The sequence below is a fragment of the Streptomyces sp. DSM 41931 genome (assembly GCF_050271085.1).
Classification (GTDB): Bacteria; Actinomycetota; Actinomycetes; order Streptomycetales; family Streptomycetaceae; genus Streptomyces; species Streptomyces albogriseolus.
This window is the reverse complement of the sequence record NZ_CP189902.1, coordinates 3,847,693-3,866,955: the sequence shown is the minus strand read 5'-3', so window position 1 is coordinate 3,866,955 and position 19,263 is coordinate 3,847,693. Positions and strand designations below refer to the sequence as shown.

General features: G+C 72.9%; 19 protein-coding genes. 4 read left to right on the top strand and 15 right to left on the bottom strand.

What is annotated here, in order from left to right; translation table 11 throughout:
* Positions 1-5: 5 nt before the first annotated feature.
* The gene (locus tag ACP7TJ_RS18010) at positions 6-2,531 is read right to left on the bottom strand and encodes an ATP-dependent Clp protease ATP-binding subunit (RefSeq protein ID WP_093764606.1); all 2,526 of its coding nucleotides are present in this window, start codon (positions 2,529-2,531) and stop codon (positions 6-8) included.
* Positions 2,532-2,962: 431 nt separating this feature from the next.
* On the opposite strand from ACP7TJ_RS18010, the gene ACP7TJ_RS18005 reads away from it, so the two are divergent.
* Complete coding sequence (locus tag ACP7TJ_RS18005; protein ID WP_367544445.1) at positions 2,963-3,670, top strand: SCO3374 family protein; 708 nt, start codon at positions 2,963-2,965, stop codon at positions 3,668-3,670.
* Here the strand turns inward: ACP7TJ_RS18005 and ACP7TJ_RS18000 are convergent.
* The 10 genes from ACP7TJ_RS18000 to ACP7TJ_RS17955 form a co-directional block, all read right to left on the bottom strand.
* Positions 3,649-3,984 carry a histone-like nucleoid-structuring protein Lsr2 gene (locus ACP7TJ_RS18000; protein WP_093764604.1) on the bottom strand — a complete coding sequence of 112 codons (336 nt, stop codon included), beginning with the start codon at positions 3,982-3,984 and terminating at the stop codon, positions 3,649-3,651. The genes ACP7TJ_RS18005 and ACP7TJ_RS18000 overlap by 22 nt on opposite strands.
* Positions 3,985-4,196: 212 nt before the next feature.
* Positions 4,197-4,730: an amino-acid N-acetyltransferase gene (locus tag ACP7TJ_RS17995; protein WP_167741123.1), complete on the bottom strand. Its 534-nt coding sequence runs from the start codon at positions 4,728-4,730 to the stop codon at positions 4,197-4,199.
* 9 nt (positions 4,731-4,739) lie between these two features.
* On the bottom strand, positions 4,740-5,147 hold the full coding sequence (locus ACP7TJ_RS17990; RefSeq protein WP_093764602.1) for a BlaI/MecI/CopY family transcriptional regulator: 408 nt from the start codon (positions 5,145-5,147) through the stop codon (positions 4,740-4,742).
* A 161-nt stretch (positions 5,148-5,308) separates the two neighbouring features.
* On the bottom strand, positions 5,309-5,482 hold the full coding sequence (locus ACP7TJ_RS17985) for a hypothetical protein (RefSeq protein WP_189912634.1): 174 nt from the start codon (positions 5,480-5,482) through the stop codon (positions 5,309-5,311).
* 26 nt (positions 5,483-5,508) lie between these two features.
* Entirely contained in the window at positions 5,509-6,111 is a 603-nt protein-coding gene (locus tag ACP7TJ_RS17980) for a hypothetical protein (RefSeq protein ID WP_167741125.1), read from the bottom strand.
* A 112-nt stretch (positions 6,112-6,223) separates the two neighbouring features.
* Positions 6,224-7,021 carry a type III pantothenate kinase gene (locus ACP7TJ_RS17975; protein ID WP_019526711.1) on the bottom strand — a complete coding sequence of 266 codons (798 nt, stop codon included), beginning with the start codon at positions 7,019-7,021 and terminating at the stop codon, positions 6,224-6,226.
* Between the two features lie 8 nt (positions 7,022-7,029).
* Entirely contained in the window at positions 7,030-8,007 is a 978-nt protein-coding gene (nadC, locus tag ACP7TJ_RS17970; RefSeq protein ID WP_093764598.1) for a carboxylating nicotinate-nucleotide diphosphorylase, read from the bottom strand.
* Positions 8,008-8,012: 5 nt separating this feature from the next.
* Positions 8,013-9,716 carry an L-aspartate oxidase gene (locus ACP7TJ_RS17965; protein ID WP_189912633.1) on the bottom strand — a complete coding sequence of 568 codons (1,704 nt, stop codon included), beginning with the start codon at positions 9,714-9,716 and terminating at the stop codon, positions 8,013-8,015.
* Positions 9,713-10,711, bottom strand: a complete 999-nt coding sequence (gene panC / locus ACP7TJ_RS17960; RefSeq protein WP_367559964.1) for a pantoate--beta-alanine ligase — start codon at positions 10,709-10,711, stop codon at positions 9,713-9,715. Before panC ends, ACP7TJ_RS17965 begins: the two co-directional genes overlap by 4 nt.
* Before the next feature lie 73 nt (positions 10,712-10,784).
* Positions 10,785-11,732: a Rossmann-like and DUF2520 domain-containing protein gene (locus tag ACP7TJ_RS17955; RefSeq protein ID WP_167741128.1), complete on the bottom strand. Its 948-nt coding sequence runs from the start codon at positions 11,730-11,732 to the stop codon at positions 10,785-10,787.
* A 170-nt stretch (positions 11,733-11,902) separates the two neighbouring features.
* On the opposite strand from ACP7TJ_RS17955, the gene ACP7TJ_RS17950 reads away from it, so the two are divergent.
* Both ACP7TJ_RS17950 and ACP7TJ_RS17945 read left to right on the top strand, forming a co-directional pair.
* Complete coding sequence (locus ACP7TJ_RS17950; protein ID WP_370163990.1) at positions 11,903-13,096, top strand: threonine aldolase family protein; 1,194 nt, start codon at positions 11,903-11,905, stop codon at positions 13,094-13,096.
* 72 nt (positions 13,097-13,168) lie between these two features.
* On the top strand, positions 13,169-14,275 hold the full coding sequence (locus tag ACP7TJ_RS17945; protein WP_167741130.1) for a DUF5937 family protein: 1,107 nt from the start codon (positions 13,169-13,171) through the stop codon (positions 14,273-14,275).
* Between the two features lie 42 nt (positions 14,276-14,317).
* On the opposite strand, the gene ACP7TJ_RS17940 is transcribed toward ACP7TJ_RS17945, so the two are convergent.
* From ACP7TJ_RS17940 to ACP7TJ_RS17930, 3 genes are all read right to left on the bottom strand, one after another.
* A complete protein-coding gene (locus ACP7TJ_RS17940; RefSeq protein ID WP_167741131.1) occupies positions 14,318-14,932 on the bottom strand; it encodes an AAA family ATPase in 615 nt (204 codons plus the stop codon).
* A gap of 32 nt (positions 14,933-14,964) precedes the next feature.
* A complete protein-coding gene (locus tag ACP7TJ_RS17935) occupies positions 14,965-15,636 on the bottom strand; it encodes a response regulator transcription factor (RefSeq protein ID WP_093764591.1) in 672 nt (223 codons plus the stop codon).
* A gap of 80 nt (positions 15,637-15,716) precedes the next feature.
* Positions 15,717-16,919 (bottom strand): sensor histidine kinase, encoded by a 1,203-nt coding sequence (locus ACP7TJ_RS17930; RefSeq protein ID WP_193457687.1) that lies wholly within the window; start codon positions 16,917-16,919, stop codon positions 15,717-15,719.
* Positions 16,920-17,069: 150 nt separating this feature from the next.
* On the opposite strand from ACP7TJ_RS17930, the gene ACP7TJ_RS17925 reads away from it, so the two are divergent.
* Positions 17,070-18,089 (top strand): SAM-dependent methyltransferase, encoded by a 1,020-nt coding sequence (locus tag ACP7TJ_RS17925; RefSeq protein ID WP_427763842.1) that lies wholly within the window; start codon positions 17,070-17,072, stop codon positions 18,087-18,089.
* Between the two features lie 3 nt (positions 18,090-18,092).
* Here ACP7TJ_RS17925 and ACP7TJ_RS17920 read toward each other — a convergent pair whose 3' ends face one another.
* A complete protein-coding gene (locus ACP7TJ_RS17920; protein WP_093764588.1) occupies positions 18,093-19,244 on the bottom strand; it encodes an NADH-quinone oxidoreductase subunit D in 1,152 nt (383 codons plus the stop codon).
* Between the last annotated feature and the right edge of the window lie 19 nt (positions 19,245-19,263).

The following is a 19,263-nucleotide window of genomic DNA, read 5'->3' as shown; positions in this document are numbered from 1 at the left end:
GGCGCTTACGCGTCCTTGCTCAGGTTCGGACCGGCGCCGCCGGCCGCCTGCTCGATCGGCGGGACGTCGGGCAGGGCCGACTTCTCCTCGCCACGGAAGGTGAAGGTCTGGTTCTCGCCCTCGCCCTCGGTGTCCACGACCACGATGTGACCGGGACGCAGCTCGCCGAAGAGGATCTTCTCCGACAGCGAGTCCTCGATCTCCCGCTGGATGGTCCGGCGCAGCGGCCGGGCGCCCAGAACGGGGTCGTAGCCCTTCTTGGACAGCAGCTCCTTGGCGGACTGGGAGAGCTCGATGCCCATGTCCCGGTCCTTCAGACGCTCGTCCACCTTGTCGATCATCAGGTCGACGATCCGCAGGATGTCGCCCTGGGTCAGCTGCGGGAAGACGACCACGTCGTCGACGCGGTTGAGGAACTCGGGCCGGAAGTGCTGCTTGAGCTCGTCCGAGACCTTGTTCTTCATGCGCTCGTAGTTGGTCTTCGTGTCACCCGCGGCGGCGAAGCCCAGGTTGAAGCCCTTGGAGATGTCCCGGGTGCCGAGGTTGGTCGTCATGATGATGACCGTGTTCTTGAAGTCCACGACCCGGCCCTGGGAGTCGGTCAGGCGACCGTCCTCCAGGATCTGCAGCAGCGAGTTGAAGATGTCCGGGTGGGCCTTCTCGACCTCGTCGAAGAGGACGACCGAGAACGGCTTGCGGCGCACCTTCTCCGTCAGCTGGCCGCCCTCCTCGTAGCCCACGTAACCGGGGGGCGAACCGAAGAGACGCGACACCGTGTGCTTCTCGCTGAACTCCGACATGTCGAGGGAGATCAGCGCGTCCTCGTCGCCGAAGAGGAACTCCGCGAGCGCCTTGGACAGCTCCGTCTTACCGACACCGGACGGGCCGGCGAAGATGAACGAGCCACCCGGACGCTTCGGGTCCTTCAGACCGGCGCGGGTACGGCGGATCGCCTTGGACAGCGCCTTGACGGCGTCGTCCTGGCCGATGACCCGCTTGTGCAGCTCCTCCTCCATGCGGAGCAGGCGGCTGGACTCCTCCTCGGTCAGCTTGAAGACCGGGATGCCGGTGGCGGTCGCGAGGACCTCGGCGATCAGCTCGCCGTCGACCTCGGCGACGACGTCCATGTCGCCGGCCTTCCACTCCTTCTCCCGCTTCGCCTTGGCGGCCAGGAGCTGCTTCTCCTTGTCGCGCAGCGAGGCGGCCTTCTCGAAGTCCTGCGAGTCGATCGCGGACTCCTTGTCGCGGCGGACGCCGGCGATCTTCTCGTCGAACTCGCGCAGGTCCGGCGGCGCGGTCATCCGGCGGATGCGCATCCGGGAACCGGCCTCGTCGATCAGGTCGATGGCCTTGTCCGGCAGGAAGCGGTCCGAGATGTAGCGGTCGGCCAGGGTGGCGGCCTGGACCAGGGCCTCGTCCGTGATGGAGACGCGGTGGTGCGCCTCGTAGCGGTCGCGCAGACCCTTGAGGATCTCGATCGTGTGCGGCAGGGACGGCTCGGCGACCTGGATGGGCTGGAAGCGGCGCTCGAGGGCCGCGTCCTTCTCCAGGTGCTTGCGGTACTCGTCCAGCGTGGTCGCACCGATGGTCTGGAGCTCGCCGCGGGCCAGCATCGGCTTGAGGATGCTCGCCGCGTCGATCGCGCCCTCGGCGGCGCCCGCACCGACCAGCGTGTGCAGCTCGTCGATGAACAGGATGATGTCGCCGCGGGTGCGGATCTCCTTGAGCACCTTCTTCAGGCGCTCCTCGAAGTCACCGCGGTAGCGGGAGCCGGCCACCAGGGCGCCGAGGTCCAGGGTGTAGAGGTGCTTGTCCTTGAGGGTCTCGGGCACCTCGCCCTTGACGATCGCCTGGGCGAGGCCCTCGACGACGGCGGTCTTGCCGACGCCGGGCTCACCGATCAGCACCGGGTTGTTCTTGGTACGGCGGGACAGCACCTGCATGACCCGCTCGATCTCCTTCTCGCGCCCGATGACCGGGTCGAGCTTGGACTCACGAGCGGCCTGGGTGAGGTTCCGGCCGAACTGGTCGAGGACCAGGGACGTCGAGGGGGTGCCCTCGGCAGGCCCGCCGGCGGCGGCGGTCTCCTTGCCCTGGTAACCGGAGAGCAGCTGGATCACCTGCTGCCGCACGCGGTTCAGATCAGCGCCCAGCTTGACCAGGACCTGGGCGGCGACGCCCTCGCCCTCACGGATCAGGCCGAGCAGGATGTGCTCCGTGCCGATGTAGTTGTGGCCCAGCTGAAGGGCCTCGCGGAGCGACAGCTCCAGGACCTTCTTGGCACGGGGGGTGAAGGGGATGTGACCCGACGGGGCCTGCTGGCCCTGCCCGATGATCTCCTCCACCTGCTGGCGGACCGCCTCGAGCGAAATCCCGAGGCTCTCAAGGGCCTTGGCGGCGACACCCTCACCCTCGTGGATCAGGCCCAGGAGGATGTGCTCGGTGCCGATGTAGTTGTGGTTGAGCATCCGGGCTTCTTCCTGAGCCAGGACGACAACCCGCCGCGCGCGGTCGGTGAACCTCTCGAACATCGTTAATCGCTCCTCAGAGCGGTCAGGCAGTGGGGGGAACTTCCCCTCCCTGTCCTTCCGCAGCTTAGTCCCGCAAGCGGGGACCGCTCATTCCAACTGCCGACACCGTCGATGGCCTCCTGACCCCGCTCACGCCGACATCTGCTCCAACCCGATGGTGCGAGACGATGTTCCCGCAGGCCAGGCAGTTACCCCCATCGCCAGTACGCCCGTGGCGAACGGGAGCCGTCCCGTCCTGCGTGTCGCCCCCTCCCACTAGGGATGTCTTACCCGCTGCGACGGACCGTCCATGCCGAGTGCACGGGTTCCCTCCGCTACGGGCGAACAACCTTGCGCCCCGCTTCACCCCCGAGCGCCCCCTTGTTCGACACCGTGCGCATACGTTCAGACACCCAGCGTAACCCGAGGGCCCGTCGACCGTTGCCCCGGGCATGGCCGGTATCCGCTCCGCCGCCCTCCCGTCGCCCCGCCGGCCGGACCCGCCCGCCCGCGAGGGAGACGAGGGGCGTCACGGCGTCCGGACGCGCCTCTGGTACGAGAACGTCCTGGGATGGCCCACGGTGCCCGGTGTTCCCCCGCGCCTGGTGGTGGGCGTGCGCTTCGACGTCCTGGACGTGCCCGCGGAGGCGGGTGGCGCGGCGCTGGAGCGGCTGGGCGGGGCCGCGAGGGGCTTCCCGGTGGCCCTCCAGGAGGACCGGATGCGGCTGCTGATCGCCGCCGGCGGCGCCGACGAGCTGCCGGGCCTGCTGGAGTGGCTGGAGTGGGGCGGGCTGGGCCTCGACCTGCGGGCGCTCGGCGAGGGCCGCCTGATGGACGCCCCCGCCCCGTGGACCGCCGGTGCCGGGCCGGACGCACCGCGCGGGCACCCGGCCGCGGGGCGTCCCGGCGACGGGCGCCCGGACAGTCCGCAGGGGGCCGCCGTTTGGCTGCGGCCCCCCGAGCCGGGTCGCGAGGCGGAGGCCTCGCTGCCGACGTTGTCGGCGATGGGCACGAGGAGCCCGCGAGGGGTCGGTGACGGCCCCCCGAACCTCGTGCGGCTGGTGAACACCGTGGCGACGCAGGTCCACCGCGTACGCCTGCGGCGCTCCGGTGCGGGCGCCGCCGTGCACGGCGTGGGTCAGCCGTTGGCCTTCTCGTAGGCCTCGCGGATGGACGCGGGGACGCGGCCGCGGTCGTTCACCTCGTAGCCGTTCTCCTTGGCCCAGGCGCGGATGGCCGCGGTGTCCTGGCTGCCGCCCGCGGAGGAACGCGTCTTTCCGCGCCCGCCCGAAGCGCGGCCCCCGGTGCGACGACCGCCCTTCACGTAAGGGTCGAGAAGGCCGCGGAGCTTCTCCGCGTTGGCGGTGGTGAGATCGATCTCGTAGGTCTTGCCGTCCAACGCGAACGTCACGGTCTCGTCCGCCTCGCCGCCGTCGAGGTCGTCGACAAGAAGGACCTGAACCTTCTGTGCCACCGGATTTCCTTTCATCGATAACTTGAGGGCCGGGGTGAGCCGGCGTCCGCCGTATCGCCGCCCCTTGTTATATGCAGTACTGCAGTACCTCGGAAAGCAAACCGCTTTTGCCGTAAAAACACAAACCCCCGGCAGAGGACAGGGGCCCGCGCACACCCCGGAAACATGCGCGTTTCGGACATAGGGCACCCGCATAGTTGCCCTGGCACAGATCACAGATGCAGAAGCATCCGGCTGTTGCCCAAGGTGTTCGGTTTCACGCGTTCGAGACCCAGGAACTCCGCGACACCCTCGTCATAGGAGCGCAGCAACTCGGCGTACACATCGCGGTCGACGGGCGTCTCACCGATCTCCACGAAGCCGTGCTTGCCGAAGAAGTCCACTTCGAAGGTCAGGCAGAAAACGCGCCGAACACCGAGCCAGCGGGCCGTCTGCAGCAACTTCTCCAGCAGGCGGTGGCCCACGCCGGCGCCCTTGAGGCCCGGCTTCACGGCGAGAGTGCGCACTTCCGCGAGGTCTTCCCACATCACGTGCAGGGCGCCGCAGCCGACGACCTCCGCGTTGTCGTCCCGTTCCGCCACCCAGAACTCCTGGATGTCCTCGTAAAGCGTCACCGTGGCTTTGTCGAGCAGGATGCCCTCGCGGACGTAGACGTCGAGGAGGCGGCGTACGGCCGGCACATCGCTGGTGCGGGCCCGCCGCACGGTGAGGGCATTCGCGGAGACTTCGGGGCTGTCTGCTGACATGGACGGACGCTATCGCCCGCCGGGCCCGTCGGGAGAGGCGGGGTTCTCGTCGCCGGGAGTACCGGCGTTGCCGTCGTCGCCGTCAGGGGTTTCCGGGAGCTGGACGATCCGCATGGCGTCCTGGAGAGCGTGCCGCTGTTCCTCGCTCATCATGCCGAAGAACGCGACGAGAGCCGCGGCGGCGTTGTCGCTCTGCGACCACGCCTCGTTCATGAGGGCCGCGGCGTAGGCGGCGCGAGTGGAGACGGCCTCATATCGATAGGCGCGTCCTTCGGACTCGCGTCGCACCCAGCCCTTCTGATGGAGATTGTCCAAAACGGTCATCACCGTGGTGTACGCGATGGACCGTTCCTTCTGGAGATCTTCCAGGACTTCTCGAACGGTCACCGGGCGGTTCCACTTCCAGACCCGCGTCATGACCGCGTCTTCGAGTTCTCCCAATGGGCGAGGCACAACTCAGAACAATAGTGGGAGATCCCGGCGACGGCGTGCCGGACGGGCCTGATACCTCGCGGACCATGACAAAAGGGGCGTACGACGGTGAGTCGTACGCCCCTGTGGGGCCGGTGCGGTCCCGGTCAGGCGTCGGTCTTGCCGGCGGGCGAGCCTTCCGCCCGCGCGAGGGCCGCGTCGACGGCGGCGTCCTCCTTGGTCTTGTTGGCGCCGCCCTGCGTCTTCACGATGACGCGGATCACGCCGGCGAAGAGGACGGCCATGACGACCGGGGGCAGGAGCGCGGAGACGTAGTCCATGCGTCCAGGGTAGCCAGGGGGACGGGTCAGCCGGCGGCCAGGTGCTGGCCCGGCGGGGGCGTGGCGGGTTTGCGCCGGGGGAAGACCTCGCCGGGCGTGGGCACGGGCCGCCGGGTCGGGCGGGGGGTGCCGGGGGCGGGTGCGGGGCTCGGGTTCGGCGCCGGGTGCGGCGTCGAGGGCCGCTCCTCGGGCTTCTTCCGCGGCTCCTCCCGCTCCTGCTCCTGCCCCGCGGCGGCCAGGCCCCCGGGCAGGGCGGTCAGACGGACGCGCTCGCAGTGCCGCAGCAGGGCGGCTGCGGTGGGGTTGCCTCGCAGGGCGCGCAGGGCGGCCAGGTCGTCCGGCTGGGGCCGGTATCCGGCGCCCAGCGCCTCCTCCAGGAGCGCGAGATAGCCGGCGGCGGTGCCGGGGAGTGCGGCGCGGTAGCGGCCGAGGTCGGCCACCAGGAAGGCGCGCAGCCGGGCGCTCTCGCGCGTCGCCTCGTCGAGGGACGCGGCGAGGCGCAGGCAGTCCTGGACGTCGTCGGCCGTGGCCGGGCTGGGGTGCAGGGCGAGGGCGAGGGCACGGCGGAGCACACGCAGCTCCTCCGCACCGAACGCCAGGCCGCCGCGGGATCCGTAGGGCGTGGGCATGCTGCGACGATACGCGCTAATCAGACAAATCCACCCAAAGATCGCCAGTGTGGCGCGCCCACCACCCGGGTGGCCGGGGCGTGGGCGGGCGCGCTCGCCGGGAGAGCGGGTGTTACATGCGGGACACGTTCCGCTCGTAGACCAGCCGGAGGCCGATCAGGGTCAGCCAGGGTTCGTGTTCGTCGATGACCGTCGCTTCGCCCAGGACCATGGGGGCCAGGCCGCCCGTGGCGATGACCGTGACGTCGTCCGGGTCGTCCGCCAGCTCCCTGGCCATGCGGTTGACCACGCCGTCGACCTGGCCGGCGAAGCCGTAGACGATGCCGGACTGCATCGCCGCGACCGTGTTCTTGCCGATGACCGTGCGGGGCCGGGCCACCTCGATCTTGCGGAGCTGGGCGGCCTTGACGCCGAGCGCCTCGACCGAGATCTCGATGCCGGGCGCGATGACCCCGCCGACGTACTCGCCGCGTGCGGAGACCGCGTCGAACGTGGTCGCCGTCCCGAAGTCGACGACGATCGCCGGGCCGCCGTACAGCTCGTTGGCCGCGACCGCGTTGATGATGCGGTCGGCGCCGACCTCCTTGGGGTTGTCGAACTGGATCGGCACGCCCGTCTTGACGCCCGGCTCCACGAGGACCGCGGGCACGTCGCCGTAGTAGCGGCGGGTGACCTCGCGCAGCTCGTGCAGCACGGACGGGACCGTCGCGCAGATGGCGATGCCGTCGATGCCGTCGCCCAGCTCCTCGCCCAGCAGCGGGTGCATGCCCATCAGGCCCTGGAGGAGCACGGCCAGCTCGTCCGCCGTGCGCCGTGCGTCCGTGGAGATGCGCCAGTGCTCGACGATCTCCTCGCCGTCGAACAGGCCGAGAACGGTGTGCGTGTTGCCCACGTCGATGGTCAGCAGCATGGCCGGTCCTACTCCGCGGCGCGCAGGTCGAGGCCGATGTCGAGGATCGGCGAGGAGTGGGTGAGGGCGCCCACGGCGAGGTAGTCGACGCCCGTGTCGGCGTACGTCCTGGCGTTGGCCAGCGTGAGGCGGCCCGACGCCTCCAGCGCCGCGCGGCCGTCGACGAGGGCCACCGCCTCCTCGCACTCGCCGGGCGTGAAGTTGTCCAGCAGGATCAGGTCGGCGCCCGCGTCCAGCACCTCGCGGAGCTGGTGCAGGGTGTCGACCTCGACCTCGATCGGGACGTCGGGGAAGCGCTCGCGGACGGCCTTGAACGCCTGCGCGACGCCGCCCGCGGCCACCACGTGGTTGTCCTTGACCAGCGCCGCGTCCGACAGGGACATGCGGTGGTTGACGCCGCCGCCGCAGCGGACGGCGAACTTCTCCAGGCCGCGCAGCCCCGGCGTGGTCTTGCGGGTGTCCCGCACCTTCGCCTTGGTGCCCTCCAGCGCGTCCGCCCACGCGCGCGTGGCGGTCGCGATGCCGGACAGCCGGCACAGCAGGTTCAGCGCGCTGCGCTCGGCGGTGAGGATGTCGCGGGTGCGGGTGGTGACGGACAGGAGCACCTGGCCGGCCTCCACGCGGTCGCCGTCCTCCACGTGCCGCTCGACCTCGAACTCCTCGGTGCAGACGATCGACATGACCGCCTCGGCGACCCGGAGGCCGGCCACCGTGCCCGCCTCCCGGGCGGTGAAGTCGGCGGTGGCGACGGCGTCCTCGGGGATGGTCGCGACCGTGGTGACGTCCTCGCCGTGCGCCAGGTCCTCCTGGAGGGCCACGTTGGCGATGTCCTCGACCTCGACGGGGTCGAGCCCCGCGTCGGCCAGGAGCTGGGCGAGCGCGGGGTCGAGCCCGCACTCCAGGTAGGCGTCCTCCTCGCCGGCGCCGCAGGCGCAGCCGTCGCCACAGCCGCCGGAGGAGACGAGGGGAAGGTCGGGGGTGGTCACTGCTGTCACTGCTCCTGGGCCTGGGTGAGGGTCGGGGGGAAGTCTGTGGTGTCGGTGGTGCGCACCGCCAGCGATCGGTCGGGATTCAGCCGTACGACGATGTGGCGGCGCCACGCCGTGTCGTCGCGCTCGGGACGGTCCTCGCGCCAGTGGCAGCCGCGGGTCTCCTCGCGCCGCCGTGCCGCGGCCACCAGGACGCGGGCGACGCACAGCAGGTTGGTGGCCTCCCAGGTGTCGACGCCCGGCTCGGCGGTCTTGCCGTTCTCGTCGAGGGCGTCGCGCGCGTCGGCGTGCAGCCGGTCCAGGCGGTCGGCGGCCTCGGCGAGGGACGCCTCGGAGCGCAGCACGCCCGCTCCCCGGCTCATGGTCCGCTGGATGGTGAAACGGGCCTCCGGCGGGAGCAACGGGTGCGCGGGGCGCTCCGCCGTGGGCAGCGGCTGCGGCACGCGCGCGTGGAGGCCGGTGGAGGCGATGTCGGCGGCGATGCGCTCGGCGTAGACGAGGCCCTCGAGGAGTGAGTTGGACGCGAGCCGGTTGGCGCCGTGCACGCCGGTGCAGGCGACCTCCCCGCACGCGTACAGGCCGGGCACCGTGGTGCGGCCGTGGGAGTCGGTGCGGACGCCGCCGGAGGCGTAGTGGGCGGCCGGGGCGACCGGCACGGGCCGGGTCACCGGGTCGATGCCGTGGGCGCGGCAGGCGGCCAGGATCGTCGGGAAGCGGCGCTCCCACATCTCGGCGCCGAAGTGGCGGGCGTCGAGATACATGTGCTCGGCGTCGTTCTCCCGCATGCGGCGCATGATGCCCTTGGCGACGATGTCCCGGGGCGCCAGCTCGGCCAGCTCGTGCTGCCCGAGCATGAAGCGCACCCCGTCGGCGTCCACCAGGTGGGCGCCCTCGCCGCGCACCGCCTCGGAGACCAGCGGCTGCTGGCCCTCCGCGTCCGGGCCGAGGAACAGCACCGTGGGGTGGAACTGGACGAACTCCAGGTCGCTCACCTCGGCGCCCGCGCGCAGCGCGAGGGCGACGCCGTCGCCGGTGGAGACGGCCGGGTTGGTGGTCGCGGAGAACACCTGGCCCATGCCGCCGGTGGCGAGCACCACGGCGGGCGCGTGCACCGCGCCCACGCCGTCGTGCTGGCCCTCGCCCATGACGTGCAGGGTGACGCCGGCGGTGCGACCCTCGGCGTCGGTGAGCAGGTCCAGCACGAGCGCGTTCTCGATCGTGCGGAGCCCTCGCGCGCGGACCGCCTCGACCAGGGCGCGGGAAATCTCCGCGCCGGTGGCGTCGCCGCCCGCGTGGGCGATGCGGCGGCGGTGGTGGCCGCCCTCGCGGGTGAGCTCCAGGACGCCGTCGGCGGACTCGTCGAACTGCGCGCCGGTCGCGATGAGCCGCCGTACGGCGTCGGGGCCCTCGGTGACCAGGATGCGCACCGCCTCCTCGTCGCACAGGCCCGCGCCGGCGACCAGGGTGTCCTCGAAGTGCTGCTCGGGGGTGTCGCCCTCGCCGAGGGCCGCGGCGATGCCGCCCTGCGCCCAGCGGGTCGAACCGTCGTCGAGGCGCGCCTTGGTGACCACCACGGTGGTGAGTCCCGCGGCCTCGCAGCGGAGGGCGGCGGTGAGCCCGGCGACGCCGGAGCCGACGACCACGACGTCCGCGTCGATGGACCACCCCGGGGCGGGGGCGTGCAGCCGTATGCCTGTAGTGGTCACGAGGCGTCTCCGAACGGTCCGAAGGTCAGGGGGATGTTGTCGATCAGCCGGGTGGCGCCCACGCGCGCGGCGACCGCGAGCACGGCCTCGCCGGTGAAGCCGTCGCCGATCTCGGTGAAGTCCAAGGGGTCCACCAGCGCCAGGTAGTCCAGCCGGAGCGGCGGGTCGAGGCGGGCGGCCTCGTCCAGCACCAGCCGGGCGGCGGCGCGGACCGCGGCGGGGCCGCCGGCGGTGGTGGCGACGGCGTGCGCGTCGGCGGCGGCGCGGGACTCGCCGATCGCGCTGAGCGCCTCGGCACGCGCGCGGGTGGCGGGCACCTCGCGGGCGCGGGCGCGCAGCGCCTCCTGCGCGGCGTGCCGGTCGCGGCCCGCGAACAGCGCCTGCGACAGGGCGAGCGCGGTGCGCCGCTCGGCGGGCGACAGGTAGCGGTTGCGGCTGGACAGGGCGAGCCCGTCCTCCTCGCGGACGGTGGGCACGCCGACGATCTCCACCCCGAAGTTCAGGTCGCGCACCATGCGCCGGATCAGGGCGAGCTGCTGGGCGTCCTTGTGCCCGTAGAGGGCGACGTCGGGGCGGGTGAGGTGCAGCAGCTTCGCCACGACGGTGAGCATGCCGTCGAAGTGGCCGGGGCGGGCGGCGCCCTCCAGCCGCTCGCCCATGGGTCCGGCGCTGATCCGGACCTGGGGCTCGCCGCCCGGGTATACCTCGTCGACGGACGGGGCGAACACGGCGTCGGCGCCGGACCTCCCGGCCAGCTCGACGTCGGCGTCCAGGGTGCGCGGATAGCGGTCCAGGTCCTCGCCCGCGCCGAACTGCAGCGGGTTGACGAAGACGGTGACGACGACCTCGCCCTCGGGCCCGGCGATCTTCCGGGCGGTGCGGATCAGCGTGGCGTGGCCCTCGTGCAGCGCGCCCATGGTCATCACGACGGCGCGGCGGCCGGTACGCGCGCGGGCGTGCAGGTCGGCGGCGGTGCGCAGCAGGGTGGCGGTCATCGGGCGGCTCCGTTCCGGGACGCGCGCGGGGGCGTACGGGTGGGGTGGGCGTGAGGGGCGCCGACGGTACCGCTCATGGGGTGTCCCCCGGGGCGCTGCCGGGGCCGCCGGCGCCGTCGGCCGGGCCGGCGAGCACCCCGAGGAGGGCCTCGGCGAGCTCCGGCTTCAGCAGCCCGTGGGCGAGGGCGCGGTCGGCGGTGGCGCGGGCCATGGCCAGGTACCCGGCGACGGTCCCCGGGGCGTGCCGGTGCAGCTCGGCGACGTGGGCCGCGACCGTGCCGGCGTCGCCGCGGGCGACCGGCCCGGTGAGGGCCGCGTCACCGGAGCGCAGGGCGTTGTCGAGGGCGGCGCCGAGCAGCGGGCCGAGCATCCGGTCGGGGGCGCCGACGCCCGCGGTGCGCAGCAGCTCCAGGGACTGGGCCACCAGGGTGACCAGGTGGTTGGCGCCCAGGGCGAGGGCGGCGTGGTAGAGCGGGCGGTTCTCCTCGGCGATCCACTCGGGCTCGCCGCCCATTTCGATGACCAGGGCCTCGGCGGCCAGCCGCAGCTCCTCGGGCGCGGTGACGCCGAAGGAGCAGCCGGCGAGCCGCTGCACGTCCACGGGGGTGCCGGTGAACGTCATCGCCGGGTGCAGGGCGAGCGGCAGCGCGCCCACGCGCAGGGCGGGGTCGAGGACCTTCGCGCCGTAGCGGCCGGAGGTGTGCACGAGGAGCTGGCCGGGGCGCACCGCGCCGGTCTCGGCGAGTCCGGTGACCAGCTCGGGCAGGGCGTCGTCGGGGACGGTCAGCAGCACCAGCTCGGACCGCTCCAGCACCTCCGCGGGCGGCACCACCGGCACGTCCGGCAGCATTTCCTCGGCGCGCCTGCGGGATGCGTCCGAGACGGCGGAGACGGCCACCGGGCGGTGCCCGGCCAGCTGGAGGGACGCGGCGAGGGCGGGGCCCACGCGTCCGGCGCCGACGACGCCGACGGTGAGCCGCGCGGGGCGGTCCCGGGGATCGGGCTGTGGGGTTGTGTTCACGCGACGGCGGCCTTCCCGTTCCAGTCCGCTCGGGGTACCGGACGATTTCTCGTCATGTTAACGCGATCGGTTCCGGCGGCGACCGGTTGTCCACAGGCTGTGGGTTTCCGTGGACGCGTCGACCCTCGCCCGCGTACGTAATCGGGGTGACCGCGGGGAGGGGGCGCGGGATGATCGCGGGCATGACTGACACGGCGGACCACGACGGCACGGAACCGCGGACGGAGGAGGCTGCCGCGCCCACACCGCGTGAACGGCGCATCGCGGCCTGGCGCAACGCCCCGCGGGTGCTGGCGCGCCTCGGCTTCCTCGCCCCGCTCCGGGAGCGGCTGACCCTGCTGGAGGCGGCGGGCGACGCCTACGACCTCGACGAGACCGCGGACCTCTACGGCAACGGGGTCGTGGAGGCCCTGGAGCGGCGGGTGGCCGGGCTGCTCGGCACGGAGGCGGCGGCGTTCTTCCCGACCGGCACGATGGCGCAGCAGGTGGCCCTGCGCTGCTGGGCCGGCCGCACCGGGAACCCGGTGGTGGCGCTGCACCCGCTCAGCCACCCCGAGGTGCACGAGCGGAACGCGTTCAGCCAGGTCAGCGGCCTGCGCCCGGTGCGGTTCGCGAACGAGCCGCGGCTGCCCACCGCCGAGGAGGTCCGCGACTTCGAGGAGCCCTTCGGGGCGCTGATGCTGGAACTGCCCCTCCGTGACGCCGGGTTCGTGCTGCCCACCTGGGACGAGCTGACCGAGGTGGCGGAGGCCGCGCGGGAACGCGACGCGGTCGTCCACTTCGACGGGGCGCGGCTGTGGGAGTGCACCGAGCACTTCGAAAAGCCGCTGGAGGAGATCGTGGGCCTCGCGGACAGCGTCTACGTGTCGTTCTACAAGTCCCTCGACGCCTTCGGCGGCGCGGCCCTCGCCGGACCCGCCTCGCTGGTCGAGGAGGCGAAGACCTGGCGGCACCGGTACGGGGGCGCGGTGTTCCAGCAGTTCCCGACCGCCCTGTCCGCGCTGATCGGGCTCGACCGGGAGCTGCCCCGGCTGCCGGAGTACGTCCGCCACGCGCGCGTGGTGGCCGCCGCCCTGCGCGAGGGCCTGGCGGCAGGGGGGCTGCCCTGGTTCCGGGTGCACCCCGAGGTGCCGCACACCCACGACTTCCAGGTGTGGCTGCCGTACGAGGCGGAGTTCGCGGCGGAGACGGCGATCCGGGCCGGTGAGGAGACCGGCACGATGCTGTTCGCGAACCACTGGGACCCGAAGGGGCCCGGTCTGGCCTTCACCGAGGTCTACGTCCGCGCCGCCGCCCTGGAGTGGACGGCCGACGACGTCCGCGGGGCGGCCGCGGACTTCGCCCGCCGGCTGACCGGCGCGTAGCGCTCACCGGGGCCCCGGTTGACGGCCGTCGATCGGGGACCCGGTGTCGGTGGCCGGGTGCACCATAGGGGCATGGGCGTGCACATCGACATCACCGGGCTGCGGCCGGAGCGGATCGCCGTGGTGATCTCGCCGCTGGCCGAGCTGGGCATGGCGCTGCACGCGCTGTCCGAGCCGGCCCACCACCCCGGTCTCCAGGCCTGGGTGACGGCGGTGACCGCACGGCTGGACCCGCATCTCGCGGACCGCATGTGCGAGGCGGACTTCCTGTGGCGGACGACGTTCTCCGACCTGTTCCTGGCCTGCGCCGGGGTGCCGGGCCGCACGGCGCTGCCCGGCGGCACGCTCGCCGAGGAGCTGGACCTGCTGGACAAGCTCTCGGACGAGCAGTTCGTGGACGGCGCCCTGGAGTTCACCTGCGCGCTCCCCTACGACGTGCCGGGGCGCGGCCCGCTCTCCGACGAGGGGCTGCGCCGCCGCTCGCTGGAGCTGGCCGCGGCGCGGGGGCCGCGGCAGCTGCTGTTCACCGAGCGGCTGCTGGCCGACCCGCCGCGCACCAGGGCGTGGCTGCGGCAGTTCCTCCAGGACTGCGACGAGGCGTTCTTCGCGGAGGCGTGGTCCCGGCTGCGGCACCAGCTCGCCGCGGACGCCCGCCTCAAGACGGACCTGCTGCGGCACAAGGGGCTGAGCGAGGCGCTGGCGTCGGTGTCCTCCGCCGTGACGCTGGACGAGGCGGCGGGCCGGATCACCGTCGACAAGCTGGGCGAGGGCCGCACCGCGACCGGTGACGGCGGGCTGCTGCTGGTCCCCACCAGCCTCGGCTGGCCCCATCTGATGGTGCTGCACCGGCACGGCTGGCAGCCCGTGCTGCACTACCCGGCCGGCTCCCCCGAGCTGGCCGCCCCGCCGACGGTCGGGCAGCTCGCCCTGCGGATGACCGCGCTGTCCCACCCGGTGCGGATGCGCATGTGCCGCAACCTCGCCCGCAGCGCGTACACCACCAGCGAGCTGGCGCAGGCGCACGGCATGACCGCGCCGGAGATATCCCGGCACCTGGGGGTGCTGAAGAAGGCCGGCCTGATCACCACCCGCCGCCGCGGCCGGTACGTCCTGCACCAGCTCGACGTGACGGTCGTGGCCCGCCTCGGCAGCGACTTCCTGGAGGGCATCCTCCGGTAGGCCCTGCCCGGTCCGGACGGATGGCCGCTCCGGGCGGACGGGTCAGCCCAGGCGGATGTGCCGGACGCCCACGGCCGCCTGGCGGAGCCGGGTGCGCAGCCGGCCCTCGCGGTTGGGGCGCAGGGTGAGGCCGGCGAGGACGGCGATCCGGTCGGCCGTCTTCGGCACGGTGCTGTGGTCGGTCCACAGATGCTCGGCGAACTCGGGCCCGGCGAGCCGCTCCAGACAGTGGTCGAGCCGCTCGACCGCCCAGCTCTCCCGCCGCAGGCCGCCGCCGGCCAGATGCCCGAGCCCTCGCTCCCGCAGCCGCCGCAGCACCGTCTCCCGCTCGGCGAGCAGCGTGAAGTGCCGTACGTCGTGGCCCAGTTCGCGCAGCCGTCCCACGGTCTCGGCGAAGTGGCCGGGGTCGGTGACGGTCATCGGTGCGATCACCACGCCCTCGCGCCGGGTCAGGGTGAGGTCGAGGACCTCCACGACCCCCTGCCGCCAGGCCTTCAGGTCCTGGAAGTCGCCGCGCAGTTCACGCGGCAGCATGCGGTGGAGGCCGAAGCCGGGCTGCTCGGGGTCGCAGACGACGCTGCCCGGCAGGCGGCGCCGTATCTCGTGTGCGGTCTGTGTCTTGCCGCCCCCGAAGGGGCCGTTGATCCACAGGAGCATGCGCGGCACCCTACCGGGGCCGGGGGCGCCCCTCAGCCGTGTCCGCCGGCCCGCACCAGACCCGTCTCGTAGGCGAGGACGACCACCTGCACCCGGTCGCGCAGCCCCAGCTTGGTGAGGATGCGGCCCACGTGCGTCTTCACGGTCGCCTCGGACAGCACCAGCCGGGACGCGATCTCCCCGTTGGACAGGCCCTGCGCGACCAGCACCATGACCTCGCGCTCGCGTTCGGTGAGCCGCTCCAGCTCCTTGTGCTCCTGCTGTTTGCCGCTGCTGGGCAGCATCGGGGCGAACCGGTCGAGGAGCCGGCGGGTGGTGGAGGGGGCCACCACGGCGTCACCGCTGTGCACGGCGCGGATCGCGCTGAGCAGGTCGCCGGGCGGCACGTCCTTGAGCATGAAGCCGGACGCGCCCGCCTTCAGCCCGGAGAAGGCGTACTCGTCGAGGTCGAAGGTGGTCAGGATGAGCACCTTCGGCGGATCGGTGTCCGCGCAGATCCGGCGGGTGGCCTCCACGCCGTCCAGCTTCGGCATGCGGACGTCCATGAGCACCACGTCGACGGAGGTGGTCCGCAGCACCTCCAGGGCTTCCACGCCGTTGCCCGCCTCCGCGACGACCTCCATGTCCGGCTGGGCGGCGAGCACCATCCGGAAACCGGTGCGCAGCAGCACCTGGTCGTCGACGAGCATCACGCGGATCGTCATGGGGCCTCTTCCGTTCGGTCGTCTCGGTCGTCGGGTCGCCGCGGGGGCGTGACAGGTGTCAACAGGGGCGTACGTGCGGGTCAGTGCGCCGGTTTGAGCGGCAGCAGCGCGCTGATGCGGAATCCTCCGCCCGGCCGCGGCCCGGCGTCCAGCGTTCCGCCCACCATCCCGACCCGCTCGCGCATGCCGATCAGGCCGTGCCCCTGGCCGTCGAACCCGCCCTCCTCGTACAGCTCGTGCGGGGCGCCCTTGCCGTCGTCCTCCACCAGCAGGCCCAGCCCGTCGTCGAAGTAGACCAGGCGCACGCTGGCGCCCGCGTGGGGACCGCCGTGCTTGCGGGTGTTGGTCAGCGCCTCCTGCACGATCCGGTAGGCGGTCAGCTCGACCCCGCGGGGCAGCTCGCGCGAGGTGCCCTCGACCTTGAAGTCCACGGGCAGTCCGGACTCCCGGCACTGCTCGACGAGGTCCTCGATCTGCTGGAGCCCCGGCTGCGGCACGTACTCCCCCGCCTCCTGGTGCTCACCGGTGCGCAGCACGCCCAGCAGGCGGCGCATCTCGGCGAGGGCCTGGCGGCCGGTGGTGGAGATGGTCTCCAGGGCCTTCTTGGCCTGGTCGGGCGCCGCGTCGAGGACGTAGGCGGCGCCGTCGGCCTGCACCACCATCACCGACACGTTGTGCGCGACCACGTCGTGCAGCTCGCGCGCTATCCGGGCGCGTTCGGCGGCGACCGCCACCTTGGCCTGCGCCTCGCGCTCCTTCTCCAGCCGGGCGGCCCGCTCCTCCAGCTGCGCGAAGTAGGCGCGGCGGGTGCGTATCGAGTCGCCCAGCACCCAGGCGAGGGCGAACGGCACGGCCAGGATGACCGACAGGGCGACGTTCTCGACCGTGCCCGCCTGCGGGCTGGGCCAGCGCAGCTGGGCGAGCGGGGCGGCGCACAGACCGGCGGTCAGCGCGAGACGGGAGGCCCAGCGGGCGCCGACGGCCGCGACCGTGTAGACGATCACCAGCAGGGCGAAGTCGGCGGGCACCGTGGCCACGTCGAGGGCCAGCTGGGCGACGCCCACCACCAGGGCGAGGACCAGCATCCGCTCCGGCATCCGGCGGCGCAGCGCCACCACCAGGGACAGCAGGAGCACGACCGGCACGGTGAGGGCCGGCAGCTCGGTGCCTTGGGCCTCCTCCACGGTCGCTCCGCCGAGCACCGAGAGCCCGAACAGGATCACGGCCCAGAAGCCGTCGACCCACGTCGGGTGCCTGCGGAGAAAGTCATAGAGGCGCTGCACGTAACCCAGCGTAGGGAAGTGAGATGCGTGCAGGGGTCAACCGAAGGGTCGATCCCCGCCCGTCGCGTGTACTCCGCAAGGTGGAGGCCCGTCCGGCGCGCGCACGTAGCCTGGGCCGGTGACGACGGCGACGGCGGACGCGGGCAAGCGGTGACGGCGGGAACGACCGGGACGGCGGACGACGGCTTCCGCGGCTGGCGGGAGGCGGCCCGGGAGGCCCTGTACGGCCCGGACGGCTTCTACCGCCGTCCCGGCGCGGGCCCGGCCGCCCACTTCCGGACGTCCGTGCACGCCTCGCCCCTGTACGCCCGCGCCGTGGCGCGGCTGCTGTGCCGGGTCGACGAGGCGCTGGGCCGCCCGCGGGCGCTGGACTTCGTGGACATGGCGGCCGGACGGGGCGAACTGGTCACCGGCGTGCTCGGCGCGCTCCCCGCGGACGTGGCGGACCGCGTGCGCCCGTACGCGGTCGAGCTGGCCGCGCGCCCCGACGGGCTGGACGGCCGGATCGTGTGGCGGGACGAGCCGCCCGAGGGGGTCACGGGCCTGCTGTTCGCCAACGAGTGGTTGGACAACGTACCGGTGGACGTCGCCGAGGTGGACGCCTCCGGCACCCCCCGGTACGTGCTGGTGCGGGCGGACGGCGCCGAGCGGCTCGGGGAGCCGGTCGCCGGTCCCGACGCCGGCTGGCTGGACCGGTGGTGGCCGCTGCCGCCCGAGGAGGGCCTGCGCGCGGAGATCGGGCTGCCCCGGGACCGGGCCTGGACGGCGGCCGTGGAGACGCTGGAGCGCGGCGCCGCCGTCGCCGTGGACTACGCGCACACCGCCGGCGCGCGCCCGCCGTTCGGGACGCTGACGGCGTTCCGGGAGGGCCGGGAGACGGCGCCGGTGCCGGACGGCTCCCGTGACCTGACGGCGCACGTCGCGCTGGACGCGTGCGCCGCCGCCCCCGCCCTGCCGGGCGCGCGCCTGCTGACGCAGCGGGACGCCCTGCGCGCCCTGAGCGTCACGGGCGGGCGTCCCCCGCTGTCCCTGGCGAGCAGCGACCCGGCCGGCTACGTCCGCGCCCTCGCCGCCGCCGGGGAGGCCGCCGAGCTGACCGCGCCGGGCGGCCTCGGCGACTTCGGGTGGCTGGTGCAGCCGGTGGGCGCCGAGGGCGTCCTGGAGAGCTGACGGCTACTTGTCGATGTCGCCGACGACGAAGAACATCGACCCCAGGATCGCCACCATGTCCGCGACCAGCGTGCCCGGCAGCAGCTCGGTGAGCGCCTGGATGTTGTTGTACGACGCCGACCGCAGCTTCAGCCGGTACGGCGTCTTCTCGCCCTTGCTGACCAGGTAGTAGCCGTTGATGCCGAGCGGGTTCTCGGTCCACGCGTACGTATGGCCCTCGGGCGCCTTGAGGACCTTGGGGAGCCGCTGGTTGACCGGGCCCGGCGGCAGCTGAGCCAGCCGGTCGAGGCAGGCGTCGGCGAGGTCCAGGGAGTTGTGCGTCTGCTCCAGCAGGCACTCGAAGCGGGCCAGGCAGTCGCCCTCCTCACGGGTGACCACCCTCAGGACGTCGCCCAGCTCGCCGTAGGCCAGGTACGGCTCGTCGCGGCGCAGGTCGAAGTCGACGCCGGAGGCGCGCCCGATCGGCCCGCTCACCCCGTACGCGTGCACCGCCTCCGCCGGCAGCACGCCGACGCCCCGGGTGCGGCCGCGGAAGATCTCGTTGCCGAGCACCAGGTCGTCGAAGCGGTCCATGCGCGAGCGGACCTCGGCGACGGCTGCACGCGCGCGCGTGGACCAGCCGGCCGGGAGGTCCTCCTTGAGGCCGCCGACGCGGTTGAACATGTAGTGCATGCGCCCGCCGGAGACCTCCTCCATGACGTGCTGGAGCTTCTCGCGCTCGGTGAAGGCGTAGAAGATCGGGGTGATGCCGCCGAGCTCCAGGGGATAGGAGCCGAGGAACATCAGGTGGTTGAGCACCCGGTTCAGCTCGGCGAGCAGCGTGCGCAGCCACACCGCCCGCTCGGGGACCTCCATGCCGAGCATCCGCTCCACGGCGAGGACCACGCCCAGCTCGTTGGAGAACGCCGACAGCCAGTCGTGCCGGTTGGCCAGCATGATGATCTGCCGGTAGTCACGGGCCTCGAACAGCTTCTCCGCGCCCCGGTGCATGTAGCCGACCACGGGCTCCGCGTGGACGATCCGCTCGCCGTCCAGCACCAGCTTCAGCCGCAGCACACCGTGCGTGGACGGATGCTGCGGGCCGATGTTGAGCACCATGTCGGTGCTCTCCGCCGCGCCGCCGATTCCGACCATGGTCTCCGTCGTAGGAGTCATGGACACAGTCTGTCCTACG

What these genes read in the sequence shown, in the direction of transcription:
- ACP7TJ_RS18010 (WP_093764606.1), bottom strand. Translation starts at nt 2,531, where the DNA reads ATGTTCGAGAGGTTCACCGACCGCGCGCGGCGGGTTGTCGTCCTGGCT.
- ACP7TJ_RS18005 (WP_367544445.1), top strand. Translation starts at nt 2,963, where the DNA reads ATGGCCGGTATCCGCTCCGCCGCCCTCCCGTCGCCCCGCCGGCCGGAC.
- ACP7TJ_RS17995 (WP_167741123.1), bottom strand. Translation starts at nt 4,730, where the DNA reads ATGTCAGCAGACAGCCCCGAAGTCTCCGCGAATGCCCTCACCGTGCGG.
- ACP7TJ_RS17990 (WP_093764602.1), bottom strand. Translation starts at nt 5,147, where the DNA reads ATGACGCGGGTCTGGAAGTGGAACCGCCCGGTGACCGTTCGAGAAGTC.
- ACP7TJ_RS17985 (WP_189912634.1), bottom strand. Translation starts at nt 5,482, where the DNA reads ATGGACTACGTCTCCGCGCTCCTGCCCCCGGTCGTCATGGCCGTCCTC.
- ACP7TJ_RS17980 (WP_167741125.1), bottom strand. Translation starts at nt 6,111, where the DNA reads ATGCCCACGCCCTACGGATCCCGCGGCGGCCTGGCGTTCGGTGCGGAG.
- ACP7TJ_RS17975 (WP_019526711.1), bottom strand. Translation starts at nt 7,021, where the DNA reads ATGCTGCTGACCATCGACGTGGGCAACACGCACACCGTTCTCGGCCTG.
- panC (WP_367559964.1), bottom strand. Translation starts at nt 10,711, where the DNA reads ATGACCGCCACCCTGCTGCGCACCGCCGCCGACCTGCACGCCCGCGCG.
- ACP7TJ_RS17950 (WP_370163990.1), top strand. Translation starts at nt 11,903, where the DNA reads ATGATCGCGGGCATGACTGACACGGCGGACCACGACGGCACGGAACCG.
- ACP7TJ_RS17945 (WP_167741130.1), top strand. Translation starts at nt 13,169, where the DNA reads ATGGGCGTGCACATCGACATCACCGGGCTGCGGCCGGAGCGGATCGCC.
- ACP7TJ_RS17940 (WP_167741131.1), bottom strand. Translation starts at nt 14,932, where the DNA reads ATGCTCCTGTGGATCAACGGCCCCTTCGGGGGCGGCAAGACACAGACC.
- ACP7TJ_RS17935 (WP_093764591.1), bottom strand. Translation starts at nt 15,636, where the DNA reads ATGACGATCCGCGTGATGCTCGTCGACGACCAGGTGCTGCTGCGCACC.
- ACP7TJ_RS17920 (WP_093764588.1), bottom strand. Translation starts at nt 19,244, where the DNA reads ATGACTCCTACGACGGAGACCATGGTCGGAATCGGCGGCGCGGCGGAG.